Here is a 16,898-nt window from a genome sequence, read left to right as displayed (position 1 = left end):
TCTGCATGCATGCACTGGCGGTCGGTTGGCAGGGCGACCGGGTGCGGGTGGACTGGATGTCCGCTCGATCCCAGTCGCGGCCGACCACGTCCGACCGTGGGGTCGACTCCCGCGCGACGTCTCGCCAGAATAGCCCGGTGACGCCGCGACCTGCCCCGGGCCGACACCAGGCCACGACGACCGAGGCCGCCCACTCCGACCAGTTGATCCGCACGCTGTACGCCGAGCACGCCGGCCCGCTGCTGATGTTCGTGATGCGGCTGACCGGAGGGGATCGGCAGCGCGCGGAGGACATCGTCCAGGAGACGTTGCTGCGGGCCTGGCGCAACGCGCACCGGTTGGGTACGCAGGGACAGGGGTCGCTCCGGCCGTGGCTGGTGACGGTCGCCCGCCGGATCGCCATCGACGAACACCGCAGCGAGCAGGCCCGCCCGGCCGAGACGTACGACCGGGACCTGACCGCCTTCGCCGAGTCGGACAGCACCGATCGGGTGCTCCGCTCGATGACGGTGGCGGACGCGCTGCGTACGTTGAGTCAGTCGCACCGGGAGATCCTGGTGGCGACGTACTTCCGGGGCCGGACGGTGCCGGAGGCGGCCGAGGAACTCGGGCTGCCGTTGGGCACCGCGAAGTCGCGGGTCTACTACGCGCTGCGCGCGCTGCGCACAGCTCTGCAGGAACGGGGGGTGACGGAATGAGCCGGGTAGACCACATGGACGTCGCCGCGTACGCGCTCGGCGTACTGGACGAACAGGACATGGAGCGGTTCGAGGAACACCTCGCGACCTGCTGGGCCTGCGCCGCCGAACTGGAATCGATGGTGCCGGTGGTGGGGCTCCTCTCCGACATCGACGAGGAGTCGGTGACGGCGCTGGAGCAGACCCACTCGGATCCGGTCCTGCTGGACCGTACGCTCGTGGCGTTGCGCAGCCACCGGCGCAAGGCCCGGTTCCGGCAGATCCTGGCGACCGCAGCGGCCGTGGTGGTGTTCGGCGGCCTGACCGGTGTGGTCTTCAGCAACCTGGCCGGCGAGAGCGGCGCGCCGCCGATCGCCGGAGGCCCGAGCAGCGCCCCGTTCGACCCGTCGGGCGGCGGCCCCGGTAACCCGGGCCCCGGCGTCGGTGGCAACGAGCAGGAGGGCGAGCAGGTCGACGTCACCGACCCGAGCACCGGTGTCGAGGGCACGTTCTGGCTTATCGGCAAGGACTTCGGCACCAAGATGGACTTCAGCCTGGGCCGCTTGCCCGGGCCGCGCACCTGCCGCCTGGTCGTGGTCAAGAAGGACGACAGCACCGAGGTCGTCTCCACCTGGACGGTGCCGACGTCCGGGTACGGCACCACCAGCAACCCGACCCGGGCCGCGCTCTCCGCGACCACATCGGTGCAGATGGACGACATCAAACACATCGAGGTGCAGGAGGTGAACGGCAGAGGCGCCACCAGGCCGCTGCTGACCGTGCCCGCCCCCTGATCCGTACCGCGTGATCGAAGGCCCGTCTCCGTTCGGAGGCGGGCCTTCATGGCGCTGGTCTGCGGATACGCACTCCTACGCAGGTTCGGGCCGTCCGGTTCAACGGGCCGCTGTGAAATGAGCCACCGTTTGGCATTCAACCTTGACACTGCCGACCCCGTATATCCCGGTGACTGTCAAGCATGAGGAGGGCACGTGGCACAGATCAAGCGGACCGTCATCGCTGTGAGCGCCGTGGGCGCCATGGTCGCACTTACGGCTTGCGCTCCCGCGGGCTACGACGGGACGAACGCCGGTGCGGCCGAGCCGGTCGCCGTTGCCGCGGCCGAACCCACCGTGACCGTTGACCCGGAGGCCAGCGCGAACCCGGAGGCGAGCGCCACCCCAGGTGCCTCGGCATCACCCGGAGCGGGGGACGACAACGACGTTCCCCTGCCCGACGGCGTCGAGCTGACCGAGAGTCTCACCGGCAAGAAGTTCCCCCGGATGGGCAGCGCCGTCGTCAACCAGGACGGGTTCCTCCTGTACCGCTTCGACAACGACACCAACGACCCGCCCGCCAGCAACTGCGAGGGCCAGTGCATCGAGGTGTGGCCGGCCGCGCTGACCGACGGCAACCCGAAGCTCAAGGGCGTCTCGGACGACGCGGTGGGCACCATCACCCGCCCCGACGGCACCCGTCAGATCACCCTCGACGGCTGGCCGCTCTACACCTACATCGGTGACAAGAAGGCCGGTCAGTGGAAGGGCCAGGGCGTCGGCGGCACCTGGTTCGTGGTGAACCCGGACGGCAGCAAGAACCTGGAGTGCCTGCCCAAGGGCACCCCGAAGGCGGTCTCGCCGCCGTCGAAGACCAAGTCGGACAGCGGCTCGGACTACTGATCCGATCCGGCACCGGTGGCCGGTCGCAGCCCGTTACGGGCGCGGCCGGCCACGGTCGTTCCGTCGGCACGTGGGGACGCACCCGTCGAGCGGTCGACCGAAGTGGCAGAGTTACCCCATGACCGGGACCGCGCCGACCGCGAGCCGGACGCTGCGCCCGCCACCCGGCTACCGGCTGGCCGCCACGATCCGGCCGCTGACCTTCAGCCCGTACGACCCGTGCGCCCGGACCGTCGACGGCACCCTGTGGTGGGCCACCCGCACCCCGACCGGACCCGCCACCCTCGCGCTGGATCCGACCGGCGGCGAGGTGCGGGCCGACGGGTACGGGCCGGGTGGCGACTGGGTGGTCGCGCACGCCGACGCCATCGCCGGGCTGCGTGACGACCTCACCGGCTTCGCCGACCTGGCTCGGTCGCATCCCGTGGTGGCGCGACTCGCAGCCCGCCACGCCGGGGTGCGGATGCCCGCCACCGGCCTGGTCTTCCCCCGCGTGCTCCGGGCCGTCTTCGAGCAGAAGGTGACCGGCAAGGAGGCGTACCGGGCGTACGCCGCCACCGTCCGTCACTTCGCCGAACCGGCGCCGGGGCCGGTGTCGTTGCTGCTGCCGCCCGAGCCGGCCGCCGTCGCGGCCACCCCGTACTGGGTGTTCCACCCGTTCGGCGTCGAACAGCGTCGGGCCGAGACCCTGCGCCGGGCCGCCGCCGTCGCCGACCGGCTGGAGCGCTGCGCCGACACCGTCGAGGCCACCCGCCGGTTGACCGCCGTCGCCGGCATCGGCGCGTGGACCGCCGCCGAGGTGGTACGCGTGGCCTACGGCGACGCGGACGCGGTCAGCGTCGGCGACTACCACGTGCCGAACACGGTGGCCTGGGCGCTCGCCGGTGAGCCGCGTGGTGACGACGCGCGGCTGCTGGAGCTGCTGGAGCCGTTCCGGGGCCACCGGGGCCGGGTCTGCCGGCTGCTGGAGGTCGCCGGGATCCAGGCACCCAGGTTCGGCCCCCGGGCACCGATCCGCTCCTTCGCCCGCTTCTGAGCGGATCACGCGGCTTCGCGCAGGTCGGCCAGGCTTACCGGGGTACGCCGACGCAGCAGTTCCGCCAGCTCGGGCACCGAGCCCACCTCGCCGAGAACGTTCTTGCCCCCGCCGAAGCGGCGCGGATAGTGGTGGACCAGCCGGTACACGTACCGCTGCCGGATCAGCTCGACGCTGACCCGCCACCGCCCACAGCACCCGCACACCCACTCCGACACCCCGCGAAAGTAGCTCTGACCTGCACTTTTCTGATTCGCCCGGGTGGGACGGCAGGGCGTACGGGCGGACAGCACACCCACGGCGCGACAGTGATCTGCCGCACCGTTGTCGGTGTGGTCTGGTTGACTGACGCCGTGGACCTGCCGATCAACCCGCCGGTGGAGCCGATGCTGGCACGCAGCGTGGCGTCGATCCCGATCGCGCGGGGGATGACCTACGAGCCCAAGTGGGACGGCTTCCGCTGCATCGTCTTCCGCGACGGCGACGAGGTGGAGCTGGCCAGCCGGGGCGGCAAGACGATGACCCGCTACTTCCCCGAGGTGGTGGAGCAGGCCCGGCGGCAGTTGCCGGAGCGCTGCGCGGTGGACGGCGAGCTGATCGTGATCCGCCGCGACGGGCCGGACGGCCAGCCCCGGCTCGACTTCGAGCTGCTGGCCCAGCGCATCCATCCGGCGGCGTCCCGGGTCGCCCTGCTGGCCGAGACCACACCGGCCGACTTCGTCGCCTTCGACCTGCTGGCGCTGGACGGCGAGAACCTGCTCGACGCGCCCTACCCGACCCGCCGCGCCCGGCTGGAGCAGGCGCTGGCCGGGGTGCGGCCACCGGTGCACGTCACGCAGGTGACCACCGACGCGGACACCGCCCGCCGCTGGTTCGACGTGTTCGAGGGCGCCGGGTTGGACGGGTTGATCGCCAAGCCGGCCGACCTGCCGTACGAGCCGGGCAAGCGGCTGATGTTCAAGGTCAAGCACGCGCGCACCGCCGACGCGGTGGTGGCCGGATTCCGCTGGCACAAGTCCGGCCCGGTGGTGGGTTCGCTGCTGCTCGGGCTCTACGACGACGCGGGCGTGCTGCACCACGTCGGGGTGAGCGCCTCGTTCACCATGGCCCGCCGGGCCGAGCTGCTGGAGGAGTTGGCACCCTACCGCGACGTCGGCGCCGAGCACCCGTGGGTGCACGGCGACCACGAGCGGGGCCAGCGCATCCCGGGCGGGGTCAGCCGGTGGACCGGCACCAAGAACCTGGAATGGGAGCCGGTCCGCCCGGAACTGGTGGTCGAGGTGGCGTACGACGCGATGGAGGGCGACCGGTTCCGGCACACCGCGCGGTTCGTCCGCTGGCGGCCCGACCGCGACCCGCGCTCCTGCCGATACGATCAACTCGACCGGCCGGTGCGGTTCGACGTGGACCAGGTCCTGCGGGGCGACCCGGCGGTGCCGGTGGGATCCGCGCCCGACTGACCCGCGGCCGTCGACCCGATCACGGAGGCCCAGCTCGTGACCCGTACTTCCGACCGGATCCGCCGCCTGCGGCTCACCCTGGCCGGCCTGACCGCCGTCGTGCTCGTCACCACCGGCTGCACGCTGCCGGCCTTCGCGCCGCGCGCCGACGTCGACACCCAGGGGTCCGCCGCCCCGCCCGGCACGGCACCCGACTGGCGGGCCTGCCCCGAGGTGCCCGACGACCTGGTCGGACGCAGCGCCGCGGGCGTCCGGTACGACTGCGCCCGCATCCAGGTGCCGCGCGACTGGGCCGGCGGCACCGCCGCCACCAGCGGTCCCGGCGTCGGCGAGACCTTCGAGATCGCCCTGTTGCGGGTCCGCTCCGACAAGCAGCGCAACCGCATCGGCTCCCTGCTGATCAACCCGGGCGGCCCGGGCGGCTCGGGCGTGGACACCGCCGTCTACCTCTCCTTCGGCGAGCAGTTCGGCGGCCTGCCCGACAGCATCCTGGAACGGTTCGACGTCATCGGCTTCGACCCGCGCGGCGTGGCCCGGTCCAGCCCGGTCGAGTGCATCTCCGACGCCGACCTGGACGGCGTCTTCGGCTACGACCCCGACCCGGAGAGCCAGGAGAAGTTCGACGTCCTCGTCACGATGGCCAAGCGGATCGGCCAGAGCTGCGGCGACAAGTACGGCGACCAGCTCAAGCTCTACTCCACCGAGCAGACCGCCCGGGACATGGACGCGATCCGCGCGGCGGTCGGCGACGACAAGACGACCTACCTCGGATACTCGTACGGCACGCTGCTCGGCGCCACGTACGCCCAACTCTTCCCGCAGCGGGTGCGGGCGCTGGTGCTCGACGGCGCGGTCGACCCCCGACAGAATCTGATCGCCGGCTCGGAGAGCCAGGCCAAGGGCTTCGAGCGCGCCTTCGACAACTTCGGCCGCTGGTGCGCGGCCAACGCCGGCAACTGCCCGATCGCCCCCGACGCCCGGGCCGCGGTCGTCTCCGCCATCGACAAGGCCAAGTCCTCCCCCGTCCGCTCCGCCGACGGCCGCGAGGCCACCTCCGGCTGGATCTTCTACGCGGTCATCTCGTCCCTGTACAACGAGACCGGCTGGCGGCAGCTCGCCCGCGCCATCGACCAGTTGGCGCAGGGCAACCCCGAAGCGGTGTTCCAACTCGCCGACAACTACACCGACCGCGACGACAACGGTCGCTACACCAACCTCTTCGACGCCAACACCGCGATCAACTGCGCCGACGACGAGGAACGCCCCAGCCTGGAACGGATCCGCCAGTTGCAGTCCCAGTGGCGTACCCAGTACCCACTGTTCGGTCCGGCGCTGGCCACCGGCCTGGTCTCCTGCACCGAATGGCCCGGCGGCACCGACCCCTACCCCACCGGACGCGCCGAAGGTGCCCCGCCCATCCTGGTCGTCGGCACCACCGGCGACCCGGCCACCCCCTACGAGCAGACCCCGGCCCTGGCCGAGATGCTCGGCGTCGGACGCGTGCTGACCTGGGAGGGCGAGGGACACACCGCGTACCCGCAGACCCCCTGCATCACCGAGGCCGTCGACGCGTACCTGATCGACCTGACGGTGCCCGCCGAAGGCAAGCGCTGCCCCGCCCGTTAGCGACCCGAGCGGATCTTGCCATTCCTCCCCACTGGATCTCGGTACGAAAGCGCCCTTCGGGGGCACGTCCCCGCCAAGGTCCGGACGGGGCCCATCAGCTCCGGTCCCCACTCACGCCATGCAGCGTGGTCAAACTCCGACGCGGCGCACCCTGGAGCGGTGGTGGTCTGGCCACCGGGAACCACGATCCTCGACGACGGACGGATCGGTGTGCACGTGCCGGATGGCGGCCCGATCGTCGTGGGTGATCGAGTCGAGGGCGGCGGCGGACACGTCGAGGCCCCACTCACCGAGGACGAGCCGCCGGGCCACCTGCCACCCCTGCCGGTCGAGTGCGGACCCGCCGGCGCACCGATCGCGGTGATGCAGGGCGTCACCCGTCAGAGCGACGGCTGACGCCGCTCCGCCGCGCATCGGCTCGCGCCGCTGTGGGACGCTCGCGGGATGAGCGACGTGTTCTTCCGGGAGGCGGTCCGGGCCGACCTGCCCGCCGTCCTCGACCTGCTCGCCGACGACGTGTTGGGGCGTACCCGTGACGTCGGAGAGGTCGACGCCACGTACGAGAAGGCGTTCGCCGACATCAGTGCCGACCCGCGTAACCACCTCGTCGTCGCCGAGGCCGACGGTGAGGTGCTGGGATGCATGCAGCTCACCTTCATTCCCGGGCTCGGCCGCCACGGCTCCGAACGGCTGTTGATCGAGGCGGTGCGGATCCGCTCGGACCAACGCGGGCGGGGCGTGGGCAGCCTCATGATGACCTGGGCGATCGACCGCGCCCGGCAGCGCGGCTGCGGGCTGGTGCAGCTCACCACCGACAAGAGCCGCCACGACGCGCACCGGTTCTATCTCGGCCTCGGCTTCGTCCCGAGCCACGAGGGCATGAAGCTCAGTCTCTGAGCCTCCCCTCGGCCGATGGTCCCGCCAACCGCTCAAGATCCCGCTCGATCCTGGATCGAGTGGTTGTCCGCGCGCTCCGAAGCCACTCGATCCAGGATCGAGCGTGACCTTGCCGAGCGCACCGGGCACGGCGCGACGCACCGACGACGGAGCGTGTGACGACGCGGCGGGCGGTGATCCGAGGGGGTCGCGCTCAGCGGGGGCGGTCGCGGTCCTTGGAGGGTTGGACCCGCTTGGGTTCGCCGGGCATCTTCGGGTGGTCCGGCGGGTACGGCAGGTCGCCTTCGCCGGCTGCGGCGTCCCGCTCGGCCCACTCCAGCAGCGGGGTGATGTCCCACGCGGCGTCGTCGATGCCTGCGTGCGGGTCGCCGCGCTCGGCCAACCGCTGCGGCACGGTCCGCAGGTCGAAGTCGTCGGGGTCGACGTCGGGCAGCTCGTCCCAGGTGACCGGGGTGGAGACGGTGGCCCGGGCGTTGGCCCGCAACGAGTACGCGCACGCGATGGTGCGGTCCCGGGCCATCTGGTTGTAGTCGACGAAGACGCGTTCGCCGCGTTCCTCCTTCCACCACGCGGTGGTGACCAGCTCGGGGCGGCGGCGGGCCAGTTCCCGGGCCAGCGCGATGGTGGCCCGGCGCACCTCGACGAAGCTCCAGCGCGGCTGGATACGCAGGTAGACGTGCACGCCTCGGCCGCCGGACGTCTTCGGCCAGCCCGGCACCCCCAGCTCGTCGAGGATCACGCGCAGCTCGGCGGCGGCGGTGGCCGCGTGGGCGAAGTCGGTGCCGGGCTGCGGGTCGAGGTCGACGCGCAGCTCGTCGGGACGGTCGACGTCGGCGGCGCGTACCGGCCAGGGGTGGAACACCACGGTGCCCATCTGCGCGGCCCAGGCCACGTGGGCGAGGTCCGCCGGGCACAGCTCCGCCGCCTTGCGTCCGCTGGGGAAGCTGATCTCGGCGGTACGCACCCAGGGCGGCACGCCCCGCGTCGGCACCCGCTTCTGGAAGAACATCTCGCCCTCGATGCCGTCCGGGAAGCGTTGCAGGGTCGTCGGGCGGTCGCCCAGCGCCCGCATGATGCCGTCGCCGACGCTGCGGTAGTAGTGGAAGACGTCGGCCTTGGTGAAGCCGCGCTCGGGGAACATCACCCGATCCGGGCTGGACAGCCGGACCAGGTGCCCGGCGACCTCGATCTCCTCGGCCGCAGCCTTCGCACCTGCCATGGCGCGACCATATGCGATGGGTCCGACCTTCGACGTACGGTTGTCCGGTGAGTCTTCCCGACAGCGAACTGCCCCGCACCGAGGACGAGTGGCGGGTCCGGCTCAGCCCCGAGGAGTTCCGGGTGCTGCGCGAGGCCGGCACCGAACGGGCATGGACCGGCGAGTACGTCGACACCAAGACGCCGGGGATGTACCGCTGCCGTGCCTGCGGCGCGGAACTGTACCCGAGCGACACGAAGTTCGACTCGCACTGCGGGTGGCCGAGCTTCGACGACGCCATCCCGGGTGCGATCACCGAGATCGAGGACGACAGCCACGGCATGCGGCGCACCGAGATCCGCTGCGCCCGCTGCGACAGTCACCTGGGGCACGTCTTCCGGGGTGAGGGCTTCACCCCGAAGAACACCCGGCACTGCGTCAACTCGATCTCCATCCGCCTGGACCCCGGCACCGCCTGACCGCGAGCGCTCCCCGACCCGGCGACGCGCCACCGCCGGGCCACGCCGCGTGGCGGTCCCCGTCGGCCCAGGCCGCCTGGCGGTCAGACGTCGGCCCAGGCCGCGTCCCCGTCAGACGTCAACCCAAGCCCGGTCCCGGTCAGCCGCCGGGCCACGTTAGGTCCCGGCCAGCCACCGCGCCGCGTCCGGCCAGCCCCGCGCCGCATTCGGTCCCGGCCAGCCACCGCGCCGAGACCGGCCAGCCACCACGCCGAGACCGCGCCGGGATCGGTCAGCCGTCGGCTGCCGGGCGCGCCGTCAGCATCGCCACCTGGGCGGTACGCGACTGGGCGACGCGCCGCGCCAGGTCGCGTACCCGCTCGTCGGTGCCGGCGGCGAGGTGCGCCCGGGCCAGGTCGGCGGCGGCCTGCTGGTGCGCGCCGAGCACCTCGACCAGGACCGCGTCGACCTCGCCGGGTGCGGCGTCGCGCAAGCGGGCCAACTGGTCGGGGCCGGTGCCGTGCCCGGCGTGGTCGTCGGCCCGCGCGGTACGTCCGGCCTGCGCCAACCAGGCGCGGGCGTCGGCCAGTTCGTCGGTCTCGGTCACCTCGACGGCGGCCACCAGGGTCCGCAGCTCGGTGTCGACAAGCCGGTCCCGGACCAGCCGGACGATCTCCAGGGTCTGCTCGGTGTGCCCGGCCATCATCGACAGGAACAGCAGGTCGATGCCGGTCATCTCGGTCGGGGCGGACGGCGCTGCGGGGGCGGCGACCGCTGCCGGCGTACCGCTCGGCGCACGGTCCGCGGTCGGCACGGACGGGCCGCATCCGGCGGCGAGCAGCACGACGAGCAGGGCGGACAGCGCGGGCTGCACGGACAGTGCGGCAGGTCGGCGATGCGGCACGACGGACGGCACGGTACGCCGGTGGTGCCGCGGGCGGGACACGACAGCGCGTACCGCCGGTCGGGGAGCCGGCGTGAGGTGCGGTGCGGGCCGGGCCCGACCGCACCTCACGCTGGTCAGACCTGGGTCCACAGCGCCGGTACGTTCGGCGGCTCCCATCCGGCGATGGCGGTGTGCGCCTGCCGGCAGCGGTAGGTGCGACCGCCGTAGGTGACCTGGTCCCCGACGGTGTACGCGCGGCCGGCCGTCCAGGTGCCTCCGACCGGCGGGTTGGTGGTCGGGCCGGCCGTCGGGGTCGGCGACGGTGCCGGCGGGGTGGTCGGGCTCGGGCTCGGCGTGGGGTTGCCGGTACCGCCACCGACCTGCAGGTCGACGCAGGAGTAGAAGGCGTTGGCGGTGTCCGAGATGTTCCACACGGCGAGGAGCTTCTGGCGACCCGGGTAGCCGGACAGGTTGACGGTGTGCGAGACGGTGGCGCCCGGTTGGCGACCGCCGCCGCTGAACACCGCGACCCGGGTGTTTCCGATGAAGTACTCCCAGTCACGGGTGGCGTGCTGCGCGGTGTTGACCCAGGTGAAGGTGACCGTGGTGCCGACCGAGGTGGCGGGCCAGCCCCGGTTGTCGTCGTTGAGGACGGCGAAGTGGGAGATGTTGGCGTGGCAGTTGCGCAGTCCCTTGGGGCCTTCCACGCTCTGCGGCTCCCAGCGGATCTGGCCGCAGTCCGGGACGCGGTTCTGGGCGCAGAGCGCCTGGCGGCTCGGCGGTGACGAGACGTAGCCGTGGGCCTGGGCCGGGGTGGCGACGGCCAGGGTGGAGACCATGGCCCCGGCGGCGACGAGCGGGAGGGTGATTCTTCGACGCATGGCGGCAATCCCTTTCGGCATGTTGCCTGGTGAGGTGCCACCAACATAATTTAAACCTTGTTAACAGTAAAGACCGCTATCGATAAAACGCGCGGTCCGCACATCAGAGGACCAGCAGGCTCCCCCGCTCGTCGATCCGATCGGCCGACTCGTCGTCGAACCACAGCCCACCGGTGGCGAGATAGCGGAAGCGGTACCGGCCCGGGCCGAGGCGCACGGTCACCGTCCGGGTGCCGTCGCGGCGTGCGATCAACTCGTGTCGGCCGGGCCGCCAGTCGTTGAAGCAGCCGACCACGCTCACCGCGCCCGGCGGGGCGTCCCGGGGCAGGCAGAAGGTGACACGGGTCTGACTGCCGAACAGCCGACTGCGCTTGATCATGATTCCTCCGGTTGACGACCACCGGTACGTCGACGCCACCGGCCGCCGGATCGCCCCCGTTCGGCCAGGACACCTCGTACAACGGGCGACCCGCCACCGCCGACACGCCGCACCGGCCGGAGGAGTCGCCGAGATTTCCCGTCGAGAAAACCCGATACAGGGGCAAGATTGGACAAAAGGGCTATCAGTGGAGGTGAGTGTCGTGGCGACGTGCGAGGTCTGCGGTAACGACTACTGGCTGGCGTTCGAGGTGCGTACGGTCAGCGGCGACGTGCACACGTTCGACAGCTTCGAGTGCGCCGGCCACAAGCTGGCCCCGATCTGCGAACACTGCGGCGTCAAGATCCTCGGGCACGGCGTGGAGGTCTCCGGCCGCTTCTTCTGCTGCGGGCACTGCGCGCGCGCCGTGGAGACCGAGCAGGGTGCACAGATCCGGGACGCCGTGGGCGCCCGACCCGCCTGACCGCCTGGTCGCGGTGGAAGGAGGGGTCCCCTGCTATACACGAGGCGATAGCAGGGGACCCCTCCTTTCACACCAGGCCCCGCCGGGTCCGCCGGTTGGGCACGGCCTAACCTGGCCGGGTGTCGAGCACCGAACTGCGGGTCGCGCGCTTCGCCGACCTGGACGCCCGAACCTTCCACGACCTGGTACGCCTACGCGCCGACGTGTTCGTGGTCGAGCAGCAGTGCCCGTACCCGGAACTCGACGGGCGGGACGTCGAGCCGGACACCTGGCACCTCTGGCTGACCCACGACGGCGCTCCCGTCGCGTACCTGCGGATCCTGGCCGACCCCGACGACGTGGCCCGGATCGGACGGGTGGTGGTGGCCCCGGCGGCACGCGGCGGCGGGCACGCCGGGCGCCTGATGACGGAGGCGCTGGCCCGGATCGGTGACCGGCCCTGCGTGCTGGACGCCCAGTCGCACCTGGTGGCGCTCTACGCCCGGTACGGCTTCACGACCAGCGGACCGGAGTACGTCGAGGACGGCATCTCGCACACCCCGATGCGCCGTACGAGCTGAACCGCTTCACATCGGCTCCGGCCACGAGCACCGCCGACCCCGCCACCGCATTGACCAGTGGCGATGGTGTGTGCCATCCTTCGGGCGAAGCCAGGGCAACGTGATCAGGCCGGGAGGGGCAACTCCCGAGCGATCCGGGCGATGTCGCGATCCGACGACTCCCCCTGGGGGCTCCATGTCCAAGCTACTCAGAAGATCACGGGCACTGTCGCTGTTGGGTGTGGCGGCCGGTGCCATGCTGCTGCTCTCCACCGCGCTCGTCGCTCCGGTGTCCGCGCACGGTTCCGTGGCCAACCCGGTCTCCCGCAACTACGGCTGCTGGCAGCGCTGGGGCGGTGACTTCCAGAACCCGCGGATGGCCACCGAGGACCCGATGTGCTGGCAGGCCTGGCAGGCCAACCCGAACGCCATGTGGAACTGGAACGGCCTGTTCCGCGAGGGGGTGGCCGGCAACCACCAGGGCGCCATCCCGAACGGCCAGCTCTGCTCCGGTGGCCGTACCGAGAGCGGACGCTACAACGCGTTGGACGCCGTCGGCGCCTGGCGGACCACCTCGGTGGCCAACAGCTTCCGGCTCAAGTTCTTCGACCAGGCCAGCCACGGTGCCGACTACATCCGGGTGTACGCGACCCGGCAGGGCTACGACGCGCTGACCAAGCCGCTGGCCTGGTCCGACCTGGAACTGGTCGGCCAGATCGGCAACACTCCGGCCTCGCAGTGGCAGCGCGAGGTCGACGGGGTGTCCACCGAGATCCCGGTGAACGCGCCGGGACGCAGCGGACGGCACGTGCTGTTCACCGTCTGGCAGGCCAGCCACACGGACCAGTCGTACTACATCTGCAGCGACGTGCAGTTCGGTGGCGGCACCACGCCGCCTCCGACCACCCCGCCGGCCTCGCCGACGCCGACGCCGACCTTCGACCCGCCCACCACGCCCCCGCCGACCACCGCACCGCCCGCGACGGGTGCCTGCTCGGCGACGTACCGGGTCACCTCGACCTGGTCCGGTGGTTTCCAGGGTGAGGTGCAGGTGACCGCGGGCAGCGCGGCCATCCGGAGCTGGCGGGTGACCTGGACGTACGCCGGTGGCCAGCAGGTCAGCCAGGCGTGGAACGCCACCGTCACGTCCAGCGGGTCGACGGTGACCGCCCAGAACGTCGGCTACAACGGCGGTCTGGGGGCCGGTGCCAGCGCCACCTTCGGCTTCCTGGCCTCCGGCAGCGGGTCGAGCGCGCCGGCGCTGACCTGCACGGCGACCACCTGACCCCGAGCGGGGCCGCGCCTACCTCCCTCGGGCGCGGCCCCGCCCGGCACACTCCCATCGACGCGGCACGTCGACGTTGGGCGGCGGGCGTCGGCTGTCGACTGTCGGCTGTCGGCGTTAGGAGGGGTCCCCTGCTATGCACGAGGCGTTAGCAGGGTGCCCTTCCTTACACCTCGGCCCAGCAGCTAGGCGAGCGCGGAGACGATGTCGGCGATCGGGCGACGACGGCCGGTGTAGAACGGCACCTCCTCGCGGACGTGCAGGCGCGCCCGCGAGCCGCGCAGGTCACGCATCAGGTCGACGATGCGGTGCAGCTCGTCGGCCTCGAAGGCCAGCATCCACTCGTAGTCGCCGAGCGCGAACGAGGCGACCGTGTTGGCGCGTACGTCCGGGTAGCCCCGGGCCATCTTGCCGTGTTCGGCGAGCAGCTCACGCCGCTCGGCGTCGGGCAGCAGATACCAGTCGTACGAGCGGACGAACGGGTAGACGCAGAGGTAGGCGCGGGCTTCCTCGCCGGCCAGGAACGCCGGGATGTGGCTCTTGTTGAACTCGGCCGGTCGGTGCAGCGCCATCTGCGACCAGACCGGGGTCAACGCCCGGCCCAGCGTGGTGCGCCGCAACCGCAGGTACGCGTCCTGGAGGTCGTCGCTGGACGAGGAGTGCCACCAGATCATCAGGTCCGCGTCGGCGCGCAGGCCGGACACGTCGTACGTGCCGCGCACCACGACGTCCTTGCCGGCCAACTCCTCGATCAGCGACTCGACCTCGCCGGTGACGTTGTCGCGTAGCGACGGCAGCGGCGCGCTGGCCCGGAACACCGACCACATGGTGTAGCGGATGGTGTCGTTGAGCTCCCGCAGCCGGGCCGCGTTGGTCTGCTCGGTCATCTCCCCGGTCCTCCCAGTGCTGTGATGATCTCTTCGGCCGCCGCCTCGCCGGAGCGGACGCAGACCGGAATACCGACCCCGTCGTAACCCGCGCCGGCCAGGGCCAGCGTCGAGCGTGTCGCCCGCAGCGCGGCCCGCGCGGCGGCCACCCGGTCGAGATGACCGGGGGTGTACTGCGGCAACGCGCCGCCCCACCGCTGCACGTGCCCGTCCACCGGGGCGGGCAGTGGCGTGTCGAGTACCCCCGACAGCTCCCGGTGCACGGTGGCGGCCAGGTCCTGGTCGGGGCGCTGGAGCTGGGCCTCGTCGCGGTAGCGGCCCACTGAGGCGCGGACCAGGGCCAGCCCGTCGGACCGGCGCAGGTGTCCCCACTTGGTGGTGAAGAACGTGGACGCCTTGATCAGCAGGCCCTCGGTGCTCGGCACCAGGAAGCCGGAGAGCGCCGGCAGCGCCGGTTCCGGCAGGGCCAGGGTGACCAGGGCGACGCTGGCGTAGTCCAGGTCGCCGATTCGCGCCGCCACGTCGGCGGCCGACTCGGCGAGCAGGCGGGCCGCCGGGCGGGCCGGGACGGCCAGCACCACCGCGTCGACGTCGACGTGCTCCGGGTCGCGGGTGGGTCCGACGGTGAGCCGCCAGCCGGGGCCGACCGGGGTCAGTTCGCGGACCGCCGCGTTGCGACGTACGGTCGCCGCGCCGGCCGTCGCGGCGGCGTCGACCAGGGTGCTCAGTCCACCGGCCAGGGTGCCGAATACCGGCTCACCGGGGGCGCGGGGGGCGGCGGCCTGCGCCGCGCGTACCGCACCGAGCAGCGTGTGCTCCGTCCGGGCCGCCCGGGCCAGCGCCGGCATGGTGGTGGCCAGCGAGAGGTCGTCGGCGCGTCCGGCGTACACACCGCCGAGCATCGGGTCGACCAGCCGGTCCACCACCTCGTCGCCGAAGCGGGCGCGGACCAGCGCGCCGACGGCGACGTCCTCGTCCGGGCCGAGCAGTGGCCGTCCGCCGTCGTGGTCGGCCTCCGGCGTCGGCCGGGCCACCGCCGCCACCTTCGCCAGATCCCCGGGTACGCCCACCAGCGTCCCGCCCGGGATCGGGCGCAGCCCGCCGTCGACGGCGAGGGCCGCCTGCCCGACGGTCGGGTGCACGATCCGGTCGGCCAGCCCGAGCCGGCGCACCAGGGTCACCGCCGCCGACTCGCCGCCGGCCGGGTCCCGCATCAGGAACGACTCCGCGCCGAACTCGACCGGTCCGCCGGCCAGTTCGCCGGTGCGCAGCTTGCCGCCGAGCGCACCGGACTGCTCGTACACGGTGATGTCGGTGCCCTCGGGGGCCCGGTCGCGCAACCGCAGCGCGGCGGCCAGCCCGGTGATGCCGCCGCCGATCACCGCCACCCGCCACCGCGTCGCCATGGTGGTCAGTTCCGGGCGGAGAGTTCGTGCACCAGCGCGACCACCCGGGTCAGCACCTCCGGGTCGGTCTCCGGCAGTACGCCGTGGCCGAGGTTGAACACGTGCCCGGGGGCAGCCCGGCCCTCGTCGAGGATCCGCCGCACCTCGGCCTCGATCACCGGCCAGGGGGCGAACAGCAGACACGGGTCGAGGTTGCCCTGCACGGCCTTGTCCGGCCCGATCCGGCCGGTCGCGACGTCCAGCGGCGTACGCCAGTCCACGCCGACCACGTCGGCGCCGGCCTCGCCCATCGCGCCGAGCAGTTCGGCGGTGCCCACCCCGAAGTGGATCCGGGGCACACCGGCGTCGGCCAGCCCGCCGAGCACGGTCGTCGAGTGGGGCAGCACGAAACGGCGGTAGTCGGCCTCGGAGAGCGCACCGGCCCAGGAGTCGAAGAGCTGTACGGCGGAGACCCCGGCCTCGATCTGTACGCGCAGGAACGCCAACGTCACCTCGGCCAAGCGGCCGGCCAGCGCGTGCCACAGGTCGGGCTCGCCGTACATCAGCGCCTTGGTCTTGGCGTGGGTCCGCGACGGACCGCCCTCGACCAGGTAGCTGGCCAACGTGAAGGGGGCACCGGCGAAGCCGATCAGCGGCGTGTCGCCCAGTTCCTTGACCAGCATCCGAACCGCCTCGTCGACGTACCCGACGTCGCTGAGGTCGATCGGCCGGATCCGCTCGACGTCGGGGGCGGAACGTACCGGTTCGGCCACCACCGGCCCGGTTCCGGGGACGATGTCCAGGTCGACCCCGGCGGCGGCGACCGGCACCACGATGTCGCTGAACAGGATCGCCGCGTCCACGTTGTGCCGGCGTACCGGCTGGAGGGTGATCTCGGTGACCAGTTCGGGGCGGCGGCAGGACTCCAGCATCGCCACGTTGGCCCGGATCTGGCGGTACTCCGGCAGCGAGCGGCCGGCCTGGCGCATGAACCAGACCGGGGTGTGTGGGACGGACCGGCGGCGGCACGCCCGCACGAAGGGCGAGTCGGTCGGCCCGTCGGGGCGGGTTGCGTCGTCTCGGGCAGCATCGCCCGTGGTGTCGGTGGCCATCGCGGCAATCGTGCCACGCGCCCGGTGCCCGCTCCGCGCCCACCGCCGGCTTT

General features: G+C 72.3%; 20 protein-coding genes. 12 read left to right on the top strand and 8 right to left on the bottom strand.

The genetic code is table 11. The features are described from left to right. Nucleotides 1–5 precede the first annotated feature (5 nt). The 4 genes from ACQVFL_RS08205 to ACQVFL_RS08190 all read left to right on the top strand — a co-directional run bounded on the left by ACQVFL_RS08205 (nt 6) and on the right by ACQVFL_RS08190 (nt 3,389). Nucleotides 6–698: a sigma-70 family RNA polymerase sigma factor gene (locus ACQVFL_RS08205; RefSeq protein ID WP_119579049.1), complete on the top strand. Its 693-nt coding sequence runs from the start codon at nt 6–8 to the stop codon at nt 696–698. Beyond that, nucleotides 695–1,471, top strand: a complete 777-nt coding sequence (locus ACQVFL_RS08200; protein WP_431729072.1) for an anti-sigma factor family protein — start codon at nt 695–697, stop codon at nt 1,469–1,471. Before ACQVFL_RS08205 ends, ACQVFL_RS08200 begins: the two co-directional genes overlap by 4 nt. Before the next feature lie 195 nt (nt 1,472–1,666). Next, complete coding sequence (locus ACQVFL_RS08195) at nt 1,667–2,353, top strand: hypothetical protein (protein WP_396691536.1); 687 nt, start codon at nt 1,667–1,669, stop codon at nt 2,351–2,353. A gap of 118 nt (nt 2,354–2,471) precedes the next feature. Next, nucleotides 2,472–3,389, top strand: coding sequence for a DNA-3-methyladenine glycosylase family protein (locus ACQVFL_RS08190; RefSeq protein WP_431729071.1), 918 nt, complete (start codon nt 2,472–2,474; stop codon nt 3,387–3,389). Between the two features lie 5 nt (nt 3,390–3,394). On the opposite strand, the gene ACQVFL_RS08185 is transcribed toward ACQVFL_RS08190, so the two are convergent. After that, entirely contained in the window at nt 3,395–3,607 is a 213-nt protein-coding gene (locus tag ACQVFL_RS08185; protein WP_396691538.1) for a hypothetical protein, read from the bottom strand. Nucleotides 3,608–3,742: 135 nt separating this feature from the next. Between ACQVFL_RS08185 and ACQVFL_RS08180 the strand changes: the two genes are divergently transcribed. From ACQVFL_RS08180 to ACQVFL_RS08165, 4 genes are all read left to right on the top strand, one after another. Next, nucleotides 3,743–4,849, top strand: a complete 1,107-nt coding sequence (locus ACQVFL_RS08180) for an ATP-dependent DNA ligase (protein WP_396691887.1) — start codon at nt 3,743–3,745, stop codon at nt 4,847–4,849. Between the two features lie 57 nt (nt 4,850–4,906). Continuing rightward, nucleotides 4,907–6,475 carry an alpha/beta hydrolase gene (locus ACQVFL_RS08175; protein WP_431729794.1) on the top strand — a complete coding sequence of 523 codons (1,569 nt, stop codon included), beginning with the start codon at nt 4,907–4,909 and terminating at the stop codon, nt 6,473–6,475. A gap of 159 nt (nt 6,476–6,634) precedes the next feature. Further along, entirely contained in the window at nt 6,635–6,871 is a 237-nt protein-coding gene (locus tag ACQVFL_RS08170; protein WP_396691539.1) for a hypothetical protein, read from the top strand. Between the two features lie 48 nt (nt 6,872–6,919). Continuing rightward, complete coding sequence (locus tag ACQVFL_RS08165; protein ID WP_396691540.1) at nt 6,920–7,372, top strand: GNAT family N-acetyltransferase; 453 nt, start codon at nt 6,920–6,922, stop codon at nt 7,370–7,372. A gap of 193 nt (nt 7,373–7,565) precedes the next feature. On the opposite strand, the gene ligD is transcribed toward ACQVFL_RS08165, so the two are convergent. Then, a complete protein-coding gene (gene ligD / locus ACQVFL_RS08160; RefSeq protein ID WP_431729070.1) occupies nt 7,566–8,591 on the bottom strand; it encodes a non-homologous end-joining DNA ligase in 1,026 nt (341 codons plus the stop codon). A 47-nt stretch (nt 8,592–8,638) separates the two neighbouring features. On the opposite strand from ligD, the gene msrB reads away from it, so the two are divergent. Continuing rightward, the gene (msrB, locus tag ACQVFL_RS08155; protein WP_396691542.1) at nt 8,639–9,049 is read left to right on the top strand and encodes a peptide-methionine (R)-S-oxide reductase MsrB; all 411 of its coding nucleotides are present in this window, start codon (nt 8,639–8,641) and stop codon (nt 9,047–9,049) included. 271 nt (nt 9,050–9,320) lie between these two features. Here the strand turns inward: msrB and ACQVFL_RS08150 are convergent, their stop codons facing one another. From ACQVFL_RS08150 to ACQVFL_RS08140, 3 genes are all read right to left on the bottom strand, one after another. Next, nucleotides 9,321–9,932: a DUF305 domain-containing protein gene (locus ACQVFL_RS08150; protein ID WP_431729069.1), complete on the bottom strand. Its 612-nt coding sequence runs from the start codon at nt 9,930–9,932 to the stop codon at nt 9,321–9,323. Nucleotides 9,933–10,048: 116 nt separating this feature from the next. After that, nucleotides 10,049–10,795, bottom strand: coding sequence for a lytic polysaccharide monooxygenase (locus ACQVFL_RS08145; RefSeq protein ID WP_396691544.1), 747 nt, complete (start codon nt 10,793–10,795; stop codon nt 10,049–10,051). A 103-nt stretch (nt 10,796–10,898) separates the two neighbouring features. Next, nucleotides 10,899–11,174 carry an isoamylase early set domain-containing protein gene (locus tag ACQVFL_RS08140; protein ID WP_431729068.1) on the bottom strand — a complete coding sequence of 92 codons (276 nt, stop codon included), beginning with the start codon at nt 11,172–11,174 and terminating at the stop codon, nt 10,899–10,901. 202 nt (nt 11,175–11,376) lie between these two features. On the opposite strand from ACQVFL_RS08140, the gene ACQVFL_RS08135 reads away from it, so the two are divergent. From ACQVFL_RS08135 to ACQVFL_RS08125, 3 genes are all read left to right on the top strand, one after another. Beyond that, entirely contained in the window at nt 11,377–11,637 is a 261-nt protein-coding gene (locus tag ACQVFL_RS08135; RefSeq protein ID WP_396691546.1) for a Prokaryotic metallothionein, read from the top strand. A gap of 119 nt (nt 11,638–11,756) precedes the next feature. Further along, a complete protein-coding gene (locus ACQVFL_RS08130) occupies nt 11,757–12,197 on the top strand; it encodes a GNAT family N-acetyltransferase (protein ID WP_396691547.1) in 441 nt (146 codons plus the stop codon). A 175-nt stretch (nt 12,198–12,372) separates the two neighbouring features. Next, on the top strand, nt 12,373–13,461 hold the full coding sequence (locus ACQVFL_RS08125; protein WP_431729067.1) for a lytic polysaccharide monooxygenase auxiliary activity family 9 protein: 1,089 nt from the start codon (nt 12,373–12,375) through the stop codon (nt 13,459–13,461). A 185-nt stretch (nt 13,462–13,646) separates the two neighbouring features. Here ACQVFL_RS08125 and hemQ read toward each other — a convergent pair whose 3' ends face one another. Genes hemQ through hemE form a run of 3 tightly spaced genes read right to left on the bottom strand, consistent with a single transcriptional unit; the run spans nt 13,647 to nt 16,845 of the window. Further along, the gene (gene hemQ / locus ACQVFL_RS08120; RefSeq protein WP_396691549.1) at nt 13,647–14,348 is read right to left on the bottom strand and encodes a hydrogen peroxide-dependent heme synthase; all 702 of its coding nucleotides are present in this window, start codon (nt 14,346–14,348) and stop codon (nt 13,647–13,649) included. Then, nucleotides 14,345–15,754 (bottom strand): protoporphyrinogen oxidase, encoded by a 1,410-nt coding sequence (gene hemG / locus ACQVFL_RS08115; protein WP_431729066.1) that lies wholly within the window; start codon nt 15,752–15,754, stop codon nt 14,345–14,347. Before hemG ends, hemQ begins: the two co-directional genes overlap by 4 nt. A gap of 5 nt (nt 15,755–15,759) precedes the next feature. Continuing rightward, nucleotides 15,760–16,845, bottom strand: coding sequence for a uroporphyrinogen decarboxylase (gene hemE, locus ACQVFL_RS08110; RefSeq protein WP_431729065.1), 1,086 nt, complete (start codon nt 16,843–16,845; stop codon nt 15,760–15,762). Nucleotides 16,846–16,898 lie beyond the last annotated feature (53 nt).

This window comes from Verrucosispora sp. TAA-831 (assembly GCF_050780145.1).
Lineage (GTDB): Bacteria > Actinomycetota > Actinomycetes > Mycobacteriales > Micromonosporaceae > Micromonospora.
The sequence above is the reverse complement of the archived record's forward strand: the minus strand, read 5'-3'. Positions and strand labels throughout refer to the sequence as shown.

Excerpts from the sequence above, each read along its gene's own strand:
- hemG (WP_431729066.1), bottom strand. The coding sequence starts at position 15,754 with ATGGCGACGCGGTGGCGGGTGGCGGTGATCGGCGGCGGCATCACCGGG.
- hemQ (WP_396691549.1), bottom strand. The coding sequence starts at position 14,348 with ATGACCGAGCAGACCAACGCGGCCCGGCTGCGGGAGCTCAACGACACC.
- ACQVFL_RS08190 (WP_431729071.1), top strand. The coding sequence starts at position 2,472 with ATGACCGGGACCGCGCCGACCGCGAGCCGGACGCTGCGCCCGCCACCC.
- ACQVFL_RS08140 (WP_431729068.1), bottom strand. The coding sequence starts at position 11,174 with ATGATCAAGCGCAGTCGGCTGTTCGGCAGTCAGACCCGTGTCACCTTC.
- ACQVFL_RS08165 (WP_396691540.1), top strand. The coding sequence starts at position 6,920 with ATGAGCGACGTGTTCTTCCGGGAGGCGGTCCGGGCCGACCTGCCCGCC.
- ACQVFL_RS08200 (WP_431729072.1), top strand. The coding sequence starts at position 695 with ATGAGCCGGGTAGACCACATGGACGTCGCCGCGTACGCGCTCGGCGTA.
- ligD (WP_431729070.1), bottom strand. The coding sequence starts at position 8,591 with ATGGCAGGTGCGAAGGCTGCGGCCGAGGAGATCGAGGTCGCCGGGCAC.
- ACQVFL_RS08125 (WP_431729067.1), top strand. The coding sequence starts at position 12,373 with ATGTCCAAGCTACTCAGAAGATCACGGGCACTGTCGCTGTTGGGTGTG.
- hemE (WP_431729065.1), bottom strand. The coding sequence starts at position 16,845 with ATGGCCACCGACACCACGGGCGATGCTGCCCGAGACGACGCAACCCGC.
- ACQVFL_RS08145 (WP_396691544.1), bottom strand. The coding sequence starts at position 10,795 with ATGCGTCGAAGAATCACCCTCCCGCTCGTCGCCGCCGGGGCCATGGTC.
- ACQVFL_RS08205 (WP_119579049.1), top strand. The coding sequence starts at position 6 with ATGCATGCACTGGCGGTCGGTTGGCAGGGCGACCGGGTGCGGGTGGAC.